Annotated in this window: 12 protein-coding genes; 4 read left to right on the plus strand and 8 right to left on the minus strand. The window is 45.9% G+C overall.

Annotation, left to right across the window (positions count from 1 at the left end; translation table 11 throughout):
* Positions 1-21: 21 nt before the first annotated feature.
* Genes ACYTPF_RS17740 through ACYTPF_RS17750 form a run of 3 tightly spaced genes read left to right on the plus strand, consistent with a single transcriptional unit; the run spans position 22 to position 3,806 of the window.
* On the plus strand, positions 22-1,722 hold the full coding sequence (locus tag ACYTPF_RS17740; protein WP_461853135.1) for an amidohydrolase: 1,701 nt from the start codon (positions 22-24) through the stop codon (positions 1,720-1,722).
* A complete protein-coding gene (locus ACYTPF_RS17745; protein WP_461853136.1) occupies positions 1,719-3,161 on the plus strand; it encodes an APC family permease in 1,443 nt (480 codons plus the stop codon). The genes ACYTPF_RS17740 and ACYTPF_RS17745 overlap by 4 nt, the downstream gene beginning before the upstream one ends.
* Positions 3,162-3,164: 3 nt before the next feature.
* Positions 3,165-3,806, plus strand: a complete 642-nt coding sequence (locus ACYTPF_RS17750; RefSeq protein ID WP_461853137.1) for an MBL fold metallo-hydrolase — start codon at positions 3,165-3,167, stop codon at positions 3,804-3,806.
* A 146-nt stretch (positions 3,807-3,952) separates the two neighbouring features.
* On the opposite strand, the gene ACYTPF_RS17755 is transcribed toward ACYTPF_RS17750, so the two are convergent.
* The gene (locus ACYTPF_RS17755) at positions 3,953-4,468 is read right to left on the minus strand and encodes a lactoylglutathione lyase family protein (RefSeq protein ID WP_014950763.1); all 516 of its coding nucleotides are present in this window, start codon (positions 4,466-4,468) and stop codon (positions 3,953-3,955) included.
* 226 nt (positions 4,469-4,694) lie between these two features.
* Between ACYTPF_RS17755 and ACYTPF_RS17760 the strand changes: the two genes are divergently transcribed.
* On the plus strand, positions 4,695-5,711 hold the full coding sequence (locus ACYTPF_RS17760; protein ID WP_461853138.1) for a LysR family transcriptional regulator: 1,017 nt from the start codon (positions 4,695-4,697) through the stop codon (positions 5,709-5,711).
* 140 nt (positions 5,712-5,851) lie between these two features.
* On the opposite strand, the gene ACYTPF_RS17765 is transcribed toward ACYTPF_RS17760, so the two are convergent.
* From ACYTPF_RS17765 to ACYTPF_RS17795, 7 genes are all read right to left on the minus strand, one after another.
* On the minus strand, positions 5,852-6,685 hold the full coding sequence (locus tag ACYTPF_RS17765) for a class II glutamine amidotransferase (protein ID WP_461853139.1): 834 nt from the start codon (positions 6,683-6,685) through the stop codon (positions 5,852-5,854).
* Between the two features lie 333 nt (positions 6,686-7,018).
* The gene (locus ACYTPF_RS17770) at positions 7,019-8,071 is read right to left on the minus strand and encodes a hypothetical protein (RefSeq protein WP_461853140.1); all 1,053 of its coding nucleotides are present in this window, start codon (positions 8,069-8,071) and stop codon (positions 7,019-7,021) included.
* Between the two features lie 321 nt (positions 8,072-8,392).
* Complete coding sequence (locus ACYTPF_RS17775; protein WP_461853141.1) at positions 8,393-9,892, minus strand: NCS1 family nucleobase:cation symporter-1; 1,500 nt, start codon at positions 9,890-9,892, stop codon at positions 8,393-8,395.
* Between the two features lie 389 nt (positions 9,893-10,281).
* Positions 10,282-12,600: a TonB-dependent receptor gene (locus ACYTPF_RS17780; RefSeq protein ID WP_461853142.1), complete on the minus strand. Its 2,319-nt coding sequence runs from the start codon at positions 12,598-12,600 to the stop codon at positions 10,282-10,284.
* Positions 12,601-12,871: 271 nt separating this feature from the next.
* Positions 12,872-14,362, minus strand: a complete 1,491-nt coding sequence (locus ACYTPF_RS17785) for a CoA-acylating methylmalonate-semialdehyde dehydrogenase (protein WP_179984627.1) — start codon at positions 14,360-14,362, stop codon at positions 12,872-12,874.
* 19 nt (positions 14,363-14,381) lie between these two features.
* Positions 14,382-14,912: a flavin reductase gene (locus tag ACYTPF_RS17790; RefSeq protein ID WP_461853143.1), complete on the minus strand. Its 531-nt coding sequence runs from the start codon at positions 14,910-14,912 to the stop codon at positions 14,382-14,384.
* Positions 14,913-14,934: 22 nt separating this feature from the next.
* Positions 14,935-15,555 (minus strand): malonic semialdehyde reductase, encoded by a 621-nt coding sequence (locus ACYTPF_RS17795; RefSeq protein WP_461853144.1) that lies wholly within the window; start codon positions 15,553-15,555, stop codon positions 14,935-14,937.
* Positions 15,556-15,600 lie beyond the last annotated feature (45 nt).

Genomic DNA, 15,600 nt, shown 5'->3' on the forward strand with positions numbered 1-15,600 from the left:
CCAAACAGGCAGAAACTCACTATGAACTCTACATTGTCCACGCTGACATTTAAAAAGCATTCGCTTTCAAAACTACTCACAGCAACATTTGCCACAGCGGCAACACTGGCAGCAATGACCACTACGCTTAAGGTTGAGGCAGCCACCCTCGTCGAAAACGTAAAAGGCTACACCTTAAATGAAAAGGGTGAACTCACTACTTTTAAAAACCTTCTTTTGGACGAAGGTAAGGTAGTTGCACTAGATGTAGACAAGGGTAAAACCTCTGTTGAAGACACCATAGACGGCGAAGGCAAAGTCATGCTTCCTGGTCTTATCGACGCTCATGGTCACCTTCTCGGTTTAGGCGCAAACTTACTAGAAGTCGATTTGCGAGAAAGTAGCAGTGCACAAGACGCGGCCAAGACAGTTGCCGAATACGCATTTGCAAACGGAGAACAAGCTTGGATTACCGGGCGCGGCTGGAACCAAGAATTGTGGTCTGATAGAGCCTTCCCGACCGCTACTGATCTAGACAATGTTGTGTCTGATAAACCTGTAATGCTTACTCGAGTTGACGGTCACGCGGCGTGGGTTAATACGAAAGCCATGGAGCTAGCTGGCATCACAAAAGACACCCAGTCGCCTGTTGGCGGTGAGATTATCAAAGACGCCAACGGCAACCCCACCGGCGTATTTATTGATAACGCATCACTGTTAATTGAAGAACATTTACCAAAAGCCAGTAGCGCAATATACGAGCAGCAATTAAATGCTGCAGGTGAGCACTTACTAGCAAATGGAATAACGTCAATGCACGATGCTGGTGTAGGCAGAGATGTTTACGACTTCTATTTAAAAGAAGCGGTAGAGGGTGACTTGCCTATACGTATTTATGCAATGGTGAGCGCAACTGATCCTGAGCTTTCAACAATGTTGAGCAACGGTGCAATTCGTGATGAAGACGACTTTTTGTATATTCGTTCAGTGAAAGCCTATGGTGATGGTGCACTAGGTAGTCGAGGTGCAGCACTTCTCGAACCGTATTCAGATGCGCCCCATCAACATGGATTACTGTTAACTCAACCAGAAGATATGACCCAACTTTTCACCACGGTTATTGGTGCGGGCTTCCAACTCAACTATCACGCGATCGGCGATAAAGCGAATCATGTCGCGCTAAATGAGTTTGAAACTACGTTTAAAAATATAGGCGGCAGCGAGTTGCGCAACCGCATAGAACACGCGCAAGTTATTGCGCCTGACGACCTAGCCCGCTTTGCGTCGCTAAAAGTGCTTCCTTCCATGCAGCCTACACATGCCACCAGCGATAAAAACATGGCGGAAGACCGCCTTGGTAAGGACCGTATGAAAGGCGCTTACGCTTGGAAAACGCTGCTTGATTCAGGCATAGCCCTGCCTTTAGGCTCAGACTTTCCTGTAGAACTTGCTAACCCGTTTTATGGCCTTCACGCTGCGGTTACGCGTCAAGATAGAAACAACCAACCGGTAAAAGGCTGGTATGCCCACGAAGCACTAACTATTGAACAAGCCTTCAAAGGCTTTACGCTAGATGCAGCCTACGCAGGGCACATGGAAGATACCTTAGGCACACTAACCCCAGGAAAATGGGCTGACTTTATCTTGGTCGACCAAGATATTTTTACTATTGATGCCAAAGACATTTGGAAAACCGAAGTTCACGCCACCTATGTGGCTGGAGAAGAAGTTTTCTCTAAATGAGTAGCCAAAACAAAAGCCTTTTAACCAAAGGAATTGGCGGCATTGGCGCTGCCCTTTTGGTGTTAAATGGCCTTATTGGGGCGGGCATTTTTGCTCTGCCCGCTAAAATGGCCGCTGAGCTCGGCGCTTTTAGCCCCTACATCTTTTTGATCTTTGGCGCGCTTATGTTGGCCATTGTCTGGTGTTTTGGGCAGTTAGCTGTGCGCTATCAAGAGACTGGCGGGCCAGTCATTTATGCCCAAAAAGGCTTTGGCAATGCAGCCGCGTTTCAGACGGGGTTTGTTTATTACTTGGCAAGAGCTACGGCAATTGCCGCCAACATGCACGTGTTATTGCTGTATGCCGGGTATATGTGGCCCGAGCTTAATGCCGGCGCAGGCAAATCATATGCGATTTTAGGGCTTACAACGGCATTAATTGTAGTAAATATTGTTGGTCTTAAGGCCGCTATGCGTTCGCTTGATACTATATCAGTGCTAAAACTCGTGCCTTTTGTAGCGCTAATTGTTGTGGGTTATTGGCAGCTCGACTTCTCTACTGCGCTGACAAGCTCTTCGGCTACCCTTGTCCCTGCATTCGACACTATATCAGCGGGTGCTTTACTTACGCTTTACGCCTTTATTGGCTTTGAGACGGTAGTGGTAACCAGCGGCGAGACTAATTCACCGAAAAAGACCATTCCTCGGGCGTTGATGCTTACGGTTTCAGGGATTGCCATCTTTTATTTTTGCGTGCAGTGGCTTTATTGGCACACCGTAGGGCCTGCTAAACCTGATAGCGCACCACTTATTGCCCTTGCTAATGTGATATTTGGAGAGACCGGGGCATTGATAATGACACTCACCGCCGTGGTGTCGGTTGCCGGTAACTTATTGGCGAACATGATATCTACCTCTCGTCTTACGTTCTCTATGGCGCAGCAGTCTCTTATTCCCGGTAGACTAGGTAATAAGCTAGGTGAAGTTCACTCGACCTTTGCTACCCCAGCCGTTTCCATAACAATATTGGGGATTTTTGCGAGTACCATGGCGCTTACCGGCAGTTTTGTATGGCTAGCAATTTCAAGCGTGCTGGCGCGGCTTGTGGTATATGCAATGTGTGTTGTCGTGTTAATAAAAGCGCAGAGAGCTTTTTTGCGAGGGGGTTCTTCACAGGGGGGCTCTTCGCAAGGAAACTATTCACAAGAGAGCCTTTCACAAAGCTCGTCGCTATCTAATGAGCATGGCCGAAACTCTGACCGTACTACAGGCTCGTCCGCTAACGCTATAAACCCGTTAAAACGTTTGATACCCTTTGCCGCATTAGCGGTTTGTGCATGGTCTATTGCACAATCTTCAACGAACGCATGGCTATTTTTATTAGGGGAATTAGCTGTTGGCGCACTGCTCTATTTTGCGGTTTTTCATATCCCTCCAAGCAACAAAAAATCAAAAGGTTAAACAGTGGAAATTCAAGTTATACCGGTTACGCCCTTTGCCCAAAACTGCTCGCTAATTTGGGACCCAACTACTAACAAAGGAGCGTTTGTCGACCCTGGCGGTGATATTGAAAAGCTTATTGATACAGCGTCAAGTAAGGGCGTGAGCATAGAAAAAGTCATACTGACTCACGGTCACCTCGATCACGTTGGCGGCACTGTCGCCATCGCTGAACATTACGGTGTGCCCATTGTTGGCCCTCACATCGGTGATAAATTCTGGTTAGATGCCCTCATGCAGCAAAGCCAGATGTTTGGCTTTCCGCCCGCGCAGCCGTTTGCTCCCAATGAGTGGTTAAATGACAACGACACTATTTCATTGGGCAATATAACGTTAGAAGTATTGCATTGCCCGGGACATACGCCTGGACATGTAGTATTGGTAGAGCGTTCAAGTAATCGCGTTATCGTGGGGGATGTAATCTTCGCAGGGTCAATTGGCAGAACTGATTTTCCGCAGGGCAATCATCAGCAGCTTATCGACTCTATTAAGCAAAAAATTATGGTGCTACCTGATGATATGACAATTTATCCTGGGCATGGCCCCACTACAACGGTAGCCACAGAAAAGGCGACTAACCCTTATGTTTCGGGTCAGTTTGGTTAAGGTCTAACGTTTTATCAGCGGTTAAAGCACAAAAAGGCGAGGTGCGTTGAACAAGCTTTTGCTTGTTTCGCTCTCGCCTTTCGCTTATTTAAAGCTTGCTATGCATTTACTTAGCGCAATGCCTAAAAAGCGTTATTAACTAACGCTTACTCGTAAGCGCCGCTTGCATAGTGCAACTCATAGCTGTGGCTATAAATTTCAAGAATGTTACCAAACGGGTCTTCCATATAAATCATGCGGTATGGTTTTTCACCCGGATAGTAGTAACGTGGCGCCTTCATACGTTTTTTACCGCCTGCGGCAACAATTTTCTCAGCCAAGCCTTCTACGTCTGGGTCTTGAACACAGAAGTGGAAGATACCGGTTTTCCAGTACTCGAAGTTGTTCTCAGGGTTCTCTTGGTTGCTAAACTCAAAGATTTCAACGCCAACACGATCACCTGTTGAAAGGTGTGCAATGCGGAATTTGCCCCAGCCAGGACCAAATACATCGGTACACATTTCGCCAATGGCCGAATCGTCTTCAACAATTTCCGTTGGCTTCATGATGAGATACCAACCAAGTACTTCAGTGTAAAACTTCACGGCGGCTTCTAAATCGGGTACTGAAATTCCAATATGAGAAAACGTACGCGGATACGGTGTTTTTACTGCTTCAGTCATCACTTACTCCTATGTAGTGCAAGTTATCAAAATGGTTTAAGCGTCTAATACATTGCCTATTTCAGTGTTAGGTTAGATAACGTTGTTTGTAACACCTACCCAAGACCTCAATAATTCAGCTAATCGAAAATAGCGCTTAAGTGAATATGGATACATAGTAGCTAGACAACGGGAAAACATGAAATTATGATATCTTTTCAATTTTATAAATTTAATTTATAGCAAGATGATTAACCCTATTTGGCTAGACACCTTTATTACTTTAGTAGAAACAGGAAACTTCACTCGCACCGCTGAGCAACGTTTTATGACGCAGCCAGGAGTAAGTCAGCATCTGAAAAAGCTAGAGGAAGTATGTCAGTGCGAATTGGTGGTTCGTTTAGGCAAAGGTATTCAGCTTACAGAGCAGGGTCAGCGGGTATATCACTACGCTAAAAACCAACAGGCTAAGGAACAAGACTTTATTGCCAGCTTGAAGTTTGACGCCCCATTTGAAGGAAAGTGTGTAGTGGCCTGTTCAGGCGCTATCGCGCAGCGTATTTACCCTGCCCTGTTGGCACTACAAAAGCAGCATAATGCGCTAAATATTCATGTTGAAGTGGCGCCTAGACGCACAATTTTATCAGGCATAGCGAACAATACGCTTGAGCTTGGCATTGTAACTAACCAGCCAGAAAGTGAAGATATACACAGCGAGTATTTAGGCGAGGAAGCGCTGGGGCTTATTCTACCGCGTAGTTTGCCTGATACGTTTGCCACACAGCTTTCAGGTTTGCCTGAAAATACACAGAACTTTATGCCTGGTTCGGGTTCGGGTTCGGGTTCGGGTACAAAAATAACAAGCGCATTTGGAAGAGCAAAGAGTAAAAGTGATGACGCTATTACACTAAAAACCGTAATCAACAACTTAGGGCTTATTAATCATCCTGACGCCATGCACTACTTGCAGCGCTACTTTAACGATTGCGGAGAGCCTGAATTAGCCAAGGTTAACCCAAATAAGCTGCCCCATGCCGGCTACATCAATCAACTTTCGCAAATTTTACTGCCGGTAAGCGAAGGGCTAGGTTACACCGTGCTGCCCACCAGCACGCTAGACTTTGTATCGTTCGCCGACAAACTTACTGTTTATGAAGCAAAAAATGAGGTAACCGAGCCCTTATACAGTGTTCAAACACCCCACAGCGCACTCCCCGCCCGCTACCAAGCAGTAAAAAAAACTATCAGCCAAGTATTGAGGTAAATATTGGGGTCAGAGGACATTATTAAGTTAGCCAACTTGAGTTTTGGGGTCAGAGGACATTATTGGGATGGCTTAACGACTAAACGCAGAGCTTTTTGAGAGCGGGGCCAGTAAAATTACTTTGCCCCCGCAATTCGTGATTAGTCATGAAGCGAAGGGTCAGGCGCCACCATTTCGGCTTCTCTTTTGTGTTCGGGTACATCCACTTTACCAGAGGCAATGACTTCCCCCTCTTGCCAAAGCTTCCATTCGCCTCGCTCGTAAATATCCCACTGTTCATCGTTGGTTAGCGGTTCTGTAGCGATAATACTTACTACATCCTTTGGCGTGGTTTCAGCAGCAAAATCAATTTCTACTTCGACATCACTTAAACAAGCCGGGCCAAAAGGCGCTCTACGGGTAATGCTGGCTAGCTTTGTACTACAAAACGTAAATAGCCAGTCACCGTTACTCAGCAAGCAATTGAACACGCCTTGCTGTGCGTATTCTTGTGCTAGCGCCACCAGTGTTTCAGCTAACTGTTCAGGCATGGCGTCTCGGGGTAAGTTCTGTCTAACATTATTCATGATGTCGCAGAAAAGCTCTTCGCTGTCTGTATCCCCTACCGCTTCATAAATACCTGCTCGACGTGAAAAGTCGGGAAGCTGCCCGTTGTGCGCAAACACCCAATAGCGGCCCCACAATTCGCGAGTAAAGGGATGAGTGTTCGCTAAGTTAATGTTACCAACGTTAGCTTGCCGGATATGACAAATGGCGTTTTTACTTTTGATAGGAAGCTTCGAAACAAAGTCAGCAATGGGCGACGTGGCGCAAGGCTCGGGGTCGTGAAACATACGCACGCCTTTTCCCTCGTAAAATGCCACGCCCCAACCATCTTTATGCGGACCTGTTTCACCACCCCGGCGCGTTAATCCCGTAAAGCTAAAACACAAATCTGTTGGGGTATTGGCACTCATGCCTAGGAGTTCACACACAGCGTTGATGACCTATTTCAGTAATTTAATTAGATACGTTGAGAATACGCAAGCTATCGAGTCTTATCAATTCGACCTTAGGTAGGAACATCAACTTTTCCCTACGATTCCACCTTTGTGTTACAGCTCGATAAAGATTTGGGGGTTAGAGTACTTTTTGGCGGAATGTACTCTGACGCGAGATTTTTAATTGCTGAGCCACGAAGACTAACGGGAGCTGCTACTTATAAATTTTGATATACCTTAAAAAGTAAAACTTTTGCAAGCCACCACCACCCGCGACGTATCGCGAGTGGTGGCATAGGCTTTTAACTTTTATTGTGCGGTGAAAAACTAGTCGATGACTTCAAGTTCCCTGTGTAGCAACGACGGGTTATCGACGCTTAAATATAACGTCGACATACTTTCATTTAATAAAGCCATACCAGAATAATATGCTTGGGGCCTATTGAAGGTGAGTTTGACGTTAGCAGCGCCCCTTCCAAAGTGAAAATCATCTTTGGTTAAACTTCTACTCCACTCGCCAACTTCAATGCTTTCTATATTCGCTTTTGGAGTCACTACCATTCCCCACCACGAATTATTCACTACAACCTTATCCTGCCAAACGAAACAACTGTAATTTTTGCTTACCCGATAGTTCGCTATAAACATGATCACTAAATAGAACACCAAGGTGGCAACCACTACAGCAATGGTTTCACTGAATTGCGATAGCAAAACATAGGAGGCATAGGTTGTGATACATAGCGCAATGAGGACGCCTAGCAGATGCCACCACTTACCAGAGAGTAACTTAAGGTGCACTGCGCTTTTCACATGTTTTTTACTGAAGCTAGGTATAGCGTAATACCAACTTGCCGGTTCATGAGCCAACATTAATGCAAGCTCTAGTTGCTTAGCCTCTTTGCTACCTTTTTCCGGCGCCTCTTCTTTTTCGTATTTTTCAAGCATGTGAATACGTGGGTCGCCACTTAGTTTACGTGCGCCCCAAAGTGCTTTTACGATAGTTATTAATAGCACTACTTCAATAATCATCAACACAGCAATGATGGGGTATTTTAAATAGCTAATAAACGCAAAATAGTGCGCAAGCTGTTCCGGGTAGTTATAGCGAGCTATCAAGCTACTTAACGAAAATATTAGCAGTACTTTCCAAAGAGCTTGTTCGCCAATACGGATAACCCAGAAGTAATACAACACCGGCAGCACAAGGAAATAAACCAACGAAACAAGCGCCGTATTACGCCAGCTTGGCTCGGAAATGATATTGCTAAAGTTCAGCGTAATGTCTGGCAAGGTACTCGGTAAAAACCATGTGCCTACATAAAAACAAACCGCAGCGACAATTAAAAAAGCAATTCTGTATTTGACGGGTTTACGCATATTTCATCCCTGATGCGTTGAAGATAAGAAGCAGCTAATAAGCTAAACAATTGATACACAATACGAAAAAGTGGGGACAGAGTAAATTAATTTGATGGCGGGGTCGTCTTACTTTGGCGAAATGTACTCTGCCCCCAAAACTTAAGGGTCAGAGTAAATTAACTTGATGGCTGGGGTCGTCTGACTTTGGCGAAATGTACTCTGCCCCCCAAAACTTAAGGGTCAGAGTAAATTAACTTGATGGCTGGGGTCGTCTGACTTTGGCGAAAAGTACTCTGACCCCACGGGCTTGCTGCGCAGAAATGTACGTTGCCTCATTTTTTAGGAGGCGCTTCTTGCCTGCATGGTAGCTGGAACTCTGTTGGACAGCAGCAGGTATACGATACTGGCGATAATTAGCCCCACGAACCATGCGTAGGCGTAAAGCGTATCGAAAACAGCCGGCACGCTTTCTACAAAACCTGCTGCGTGCAGAAAACCGGGGATATTGGGTAAAATGCCTATAACAAGGGCAGTCACACCTGCCATGTTCCAACCATTGTTCGCACCATATTCGCCACTGTGTTGAAACAGCGCATCAATATTTAGCGTCGATTTTCTCAAGATAAAATAGTCAGCAATGAGAATACCTGCGATCGGGCCGAGTAGTGCTGAATATCCCGTAAGCCACGTAAATAAATAACCACCGGCGGTTTCAAGCAGCTTCCAAGGAAAAATAGCTACACCTATCCCCGCGGTGATGTATCCGCCCATTCTAAAGCTAATTTTTGAAGGCGCCATGTTGGAAAAGCCATACGCTGGAGCAACCATGTTAGCGGCTAAATTCGTAGTTAAAGTAGCAAGAGCTAAAGCAGCTAAAGCAAAGACCACGCCCATGCCACCCATTCTGCCAGCGAGTGCTACTGGATCCCAAATGGCTTCACCGTAAATGGTTACAGTTGCCGAGGTAACCGCTACCCCAATAAAGGCAAACAGTGCCATAGGTAAAGGTAAGCCAATAGCCTGCCCTAGCATCTGATCTTTCTGTGATTTAGCAAAGCGAGTGAAGTCGGGAATATTTAAAGCCATGGTTGCCCAAAACCCCACCATAGATGTAAGTCCTGCGAAGAAAGCAGACCAAAACTGGCCTTCTTTAGCGCCTCCTTCGACAAATTGAGATGGCGTAGATAACATAGCGCCAAATCCACCGGCATTGATATATGCCCAAGCAAGAAGCGCTAAGCCCATTAAGATCAAAAATGGTGCAGCAAAAGTTTCAAGCCAGCGAATAGATTCAGTGCCATGCTTAATGAAAACCAAATGCATTGCCCAAAAAGCAAAGAAGCACAGGGTTTGGGTAATATCTATACCTAAAAATGGCAGCGCCTGCCCTACAAACGCGTCGCCGCTCACGCTATTTAAAATAACGTAAATCGCACTGCCACCCACCCATGTATTAATGCCAAACCACCCGCAGGCTACAAGGCCGCGAGCCAGAGCAGGAATCTTCGCGCCTTTAGTACCAAAAGCGCTGCGCAGCAATACAGGAAAAGGTAACCCATATTTAGCCCCCGCGTGACCAATTAACATCATTGGCACTAGCACAATAACGTTACCTAACAGCACGGTAATCACTGCCTGATACCAATTCATACCTTCAGACACTAGTCCAGCAGATAGCAAATAAGTGGGCACACATACCACCATAGCCACCCATAACGCCGCATAGTCCTTCCACCTCCAAGTTCTTGTTGCCTCACAGGTGGGCGCTAAATCTTGGTTCCATAAGTCGCCATCGTAATGGGAAGGTTTAGTCATGGGTTGATTGTTGGTGTTATCCACGATCTCTTTCCTTGTTGTTTTGGTGTTGCACGCACTTGCCTTATTTATATTAAAAACAGGTTTTTACGAAGCGTTACAGTTAGCAAAATACCAAATATTTTGCTGATTCTTTTGGTAACATTTTTTGAAAAAATGTCGCATTGTTTTAAATTAGCGAAAACGCGTTATTTAGCGATAAGCCGCCGATAAGTCGCTGATAAGAACAGAAGCAAAAATGCTGCCGCTTTGCACTTATCGATAACGCGACACCTAGATACCGTTTTATAGAATTTCGGTATCTAGGTTAGCTGGATAGCTTGTGTTTTCGGACTAAAGCGTTTTCGAGCAAGGCCGTTATCGAGTTAGACTTAGGGTTTAAGCCAAGTGACTAAAACGCCTTGCTTACCAAACTAGAAACTTCGTCTAATAGTCACGCCATATGTCCTAGGTTTTGCGTAGGAAATTTGGCTTGTGCCGTAAAAGCCTGAAACGTCAAAGCCAATTAGTTCGTGGTCAGAATCAAATAGATTATCTACGTAAGCAGCTAGGCTCCATTTGTCTTGACCATCAACCCAGGTTAAGCGTGCATCTGCCGTAGCATAGCTATCAATTTCATGAGCGGTAAAATTCCGCGCATTGTGAAAAGTTTCAGATTGATAGTTTGCTGATAGCTGTGCAGCCATATTTCCTTCGAACGCATCCCAATTGTATCTGAGCATAGCAGACGCCTGGTATTCAGGGGTAAATGGCGGAGTAGTATCAGCAAAGTAACCTGACGCCACTTCTAAGTCTTCAACCACAGCATCGGTATAAGAGAAATTCACCATCAAATCCAAGCTGTCTGTTGGCGTTAAAAATACTTCAAGCTCCACACCGCTAAACGAGGCTTCTTCATTCGTCACAACACCGGCATTATTTACCCATGAAAATGACTGGTAATCATTGTAGTCATAGTAAAAGACGTTGGCATTAAACACACCGCTACCCTGCATGAAGCTGTGCTTTAAGCCAGCTTCGTAGGAAGTTAGCTCTTCAGGCTCATAAAAGCTGAACCCTCCGAATAAGGGCGCATTAAAACTTCCCGCTTTTACGCCACGATTAATTCCGGCGTAGTACAAACTATTGCCAATGCTATATTCCAACTGTAGCTTTGCCGACCATAAATTTTGGTCGTTGCTTTGCGAGAGTATTTCCAAAGAAGACGTGCTGGTGTCAATCTCAATCACACGGTCATCGGTATTTTCATTCTGGTATACATTACCGATGAAGTCTTTGTTTTCTCGGGTGTAGCGAAGACCGCCTACTAATACCAAGTCATTTGTTAAGCTGTAGTCTACTTGCCCAAATACAGAGTATGACTCGGTTTCAAGGGCCACTAAGGTATTATTTTCTTCACCGCCTAAGAAAAAGGTGGTCGGCGAGCCCGCTAAGCCCTGGCTATAGTCTGTGTCGATAGACAGATAATAAAGCCCTCCAACCCACTTCAAGTCGGCAGTTTCACCTGAAAAGCGAAACTCTTGGCTAAACTGTTCGATGGTGCTATTTGACTGGAAGATAAGTTCAGGAGACGCCGTTTGATCAGAGTCAAGACCAACCGTACGCTTGAATTCTTTATAGTCTGACATCGCAAAGAAATCGAAGCTTTCAAAGGCATAGTCTAGTGTCGCCGCTAAGCCTTTTGACTTAATTTTGTTTTGATCGTCAAAGGCAAAGTCTTTATTTACCTTATTGCCAGAACCGTCAGGGTCAAAGTTACCGTTAAAGTCACCACCTTGTACTGGGCGGAAGGGGTCACCATTAAAATTACCATCTACACACACGCCCGCTTGTATAGTGTCACAGCCGAGCGGGTCGTCAGCAGCGAAAATTACATCTATCACATTGCCGCCGGCATCTTTCACTTCTGTGGTATTTACCACCTGATACGGGCCTTCACTTTTAGTGGTATCTGACCAGTTACCGCTTAGTAGCAGCGAGCCTTCTTCGCCAATGTCAAACAGCAACTGGGCACGAAACGCTTTAGTATCGTCATTGTAGCCGTCTTCTCCGCCACCGACCGAGCCCAATCGAGTATCGGGTGCTGCACCGTCTTCGTAAACATTTTCGAGTATTTCACCTTGCTGATTGGTAAACCCAGAAAAGCGACCATAAATGCCATCTGCTATTTCCCCGGATATAGCCCCTTCAAAACGATATTGTTCGAAACGGGCTGCGGTAAACTCTGCATAGCCCTCGGTGTCAGCAGTAGGTTTTGCGGTAATGGTATTTACCAGCCCGCCCGTGGCGTTTCTGCCAAATAATGTTCCCTGCGGGCCTTTTAAAATTTCTATACGGGCTACGTCGAATAAGCCAAAGGTTTGTGCTTGGGTACTTGCTAAATATCCACCGTCAACGTATACGGCCACCGGCGCTTCAGCCAAATCAGCGTAGTCGTTTTGCACCACGCCTCGGATATTGAAAATGGCGCGCTGCCCACCAATATCACCGGCTAGCGACACACCTGGGGTAAAGGCGATAAGCTCGGTACTGCTTTCAAGACCTAAAGCCTCTAGCTGCTCCCCTGAAAAAGCGGTGATAGCGATACCCACATCGCTTATATTCTCGTTGCGCTTTTGCGCGGTAACTTCAATACTTTCCCAAACATTCTCTGCAGCAAAGGCCGCTGGCGCACTTAACGCCATCCCAACGGTTAACGCCAGCAGACGCTTGTGTGTGTTTAACGTATGCATGTTTTACTCTCGTTTATAGTTCTTTTTAACAAGCCTTGCGGCGGTGTTGTCCCGATATTTTTATAAGAGTAACTGTCGACGTGAACTGCTTATCGATTGCCACTGGGGTGCAAACCTAAGGCAGGACTGGAGAGGAACTGCCAAAGGTTTGCGGGTTTAAATTGTTATAATTAATGGCATAGCTTTTACTACCTACCGCCAGTGAGTATTTGCCGTTTTAGCTAAAGGCATTAATGCACTGGCAGTATGTAGGTGTTTATTAACTTGTTAGTTAACTAGGAAATGAAAAGCTGACTCCTTCTCTAACACCACTTGAGGGCCAACGTTGGGTAATAGTTTTGCGCTTAGTATAAAAACGCACGCCGTCAGGTCCGTATGCGTGAAGGTCGCCAAAGAGTGAGCGCTTCCAACCACCAAAACTGTGATAAGAAACGGGCACAGGCAAGGGTACGTTTATGCCTACCATGCCCACCTGAATATTGTCGGAGAAATAACGGGCAGCTTCACCGTCGCGGGTAAAAATGCAAGTGCCGTTGCCGTACTCATGCTCGTCAATAAGCTGCATGGCTTGCTCCATACTTTCAACGCGCATTACCTGTAATACTGGGCCAAAAATTTCGGCCTTATAACTTGTCATTTCAGGCGTGACTTTATCGATGAGCGTGGCACCTAAGAAAAAGCCAGTTTCATACCCCTCGACTGTGGGGCTTCGCCCGTCAACGACTACATTAGCGCCCTGCTCAGCTGCACTTGTTATGAACCCTTCTACTTTCTCTTTATGCTGCTGTGTAATAAGCGGGCCAAAGTCATTAGACGCATCGTCAAATGCCCCTACTTTCAAATCTTTCATCGCCGACTGCATCTTATCTACAATCTCATCGGCTATCTTGTCGCCCACGGCAACCACCACAGATAACGCCATGCAGCGCTCGCCCGATGAACCAAAGGCTGCGCCTAACAGTTGATTAACCGCGTTATCAACGTCGGCGTCAGGCATAACAATGGCGTGATTTTTAGCCCCGCCTAGTGCTTGACAGCGCTTGCCACTAGCATTGGCTTTTGAATAAATGTATTCGGCAATAGGCGTAGAACCTACAAAACTTACTGCTTTAATGCGCTCGTCATCGAGTATCTGATCAACCGCTTCTTTATCACCATTGATCACATTGAAAACACCGTCGGGTAGGCCTGCTTCTTTGAGTAGCTTTGCTAAGAAAATAGCGCAGCTTGGATCTCGTTCTGATGGTTTTAAAACAAAAGTGTTGCCACATACTATGGCGAGCGGAAACATCCAAAGCGGCACCATCGCCGGAAAGTTAAATGGGGTAATCCCTGCCACCACACCAAGGGGCTGAAACTCGCTCCATGAATCTATACTTGGACCCACATTTTTACTGTGTTCACCTTTAAGCAACTGCGGCGCGCCACAGGCAAATTCTACGTTCTCGATACCTCGCTGTAGTTCGCCCGCCGCGTCGTGGCTTATTTTTCCGTGCTCCGCGCCAATTAGCGCGATAATTTCATCCGCGTGCTCTTCAAGTAAGCTTTTGAACTTGAACATAACGCGAGCCCGCTTGCTTACTGGCGTGTTTCGCCATTGCGGAAAAGCTTGCTGTGCGTTAACAATGGCTTCGTTTACGGTAGCTTTCGATGCCAGCAAAACCAGCTTCTCTGCTTCCCCCGTTGCTGGGTTATAAACATCTTGCATACGCCCTTTTGGGGTACAGGTTTCACCGTTTATAAAGTGGCCTACTACTTTCATTGGGTATCTAATCCTTCATTTATGCGTCTTTGCACGCGCTGTGATATCCGCGCTGATAATATAAAAGTGCGTCGGCGTCTTGGTCTTGTTTAATGTCTACTACTTGGCAAAAAAGCACATCGTGTGTAGCAACACTTTTTACATCTGTGATCACGCAATCAAAACTGACTGCGGCATCGAGTAGTTGAGGGCAGCCAGTTGCTGACTCGCCCCATTCGCCAATTTCGAAGCGTTCACTCATCGGCGCTTTACCACCAAAAGTGTTTGAAATTGACTGATGCTGTGAAGTTAGTGTGTTAATAACCAGATGCGTGCTGTTTTTGAATACCTGGTGGACAGAAGCACTGCGGTTTAAACACACCAGTAAGGTTGCTGGGCTGTCGCTTACGCTGCAAACCGCAGTTGCTGTAAAGCCAGCGCGCCCTTCTGGGCCAGTTGTTGTAACGACGTTTACCGCTGCCGCTAAGCTAGACATTCCCTGACGGTATTGCTCAGGCGTAACCGGGGGAAGCACTTCTGTTACTGCGTTTTTTATTGCTGTAATAGTCATACAAATATCCTTTGTGTTGGCGTTACAATATTTGACAAGCTTGCTCGAAGCTTAAGCGAGGCAAACGTTTGTGCACTTTCTTTCCATCGCCATAGCCAATGTTAAGTAAGAAGTTCACCTTCCACGTGCTATCGGAAAAGAATGTTTCGTTGAGTAATTTGGGGTTAAAGCCAGACATGGCACCGGCATCAAGACCTAGTGCACGCGCAGCGCTAATTAAATAAGCCCCCTGCATGGAACTGTTTCGCATCGCGGTTTCATAGGCGGCTTCAGGGCTTGAAGTAAACCAGCTTTTCGCATCCGCATAAGGAAATAGCGTAGGTAGTTCTTCGTAGAATTCTTCATCGAAAGCCACGATAACCGTACAAGGCGCGGTCATGGTTTGCTCTACGTTACCGCTTGAAAGACAAGGCTTGAGTTTTTCTCGCCCTTCATCTGAGGTAATAAAAACAAATCTCGCAGGGCTGCAATTTGCTGATGTCGAGCCTACTTTCACCAAGTCATAAAGCTGCTTTAGTACCGCTTCATCTATCTTTTTATCGAGCCATGTAGTGTGCGTATGAGCACCGCTAAATAACTGGGCTAGACCACTTTCGCTAATGGGGCCTTTTGTTTCATATTCAGTTTTCTCTGATACCGTCATTTCAAGTTCTTTCCAGTTTTTAAAGATTATTGAGTACTGTTTTAG

The organism is Alteromonas sp. HB246098 (genome assembly GCF_054890645.1).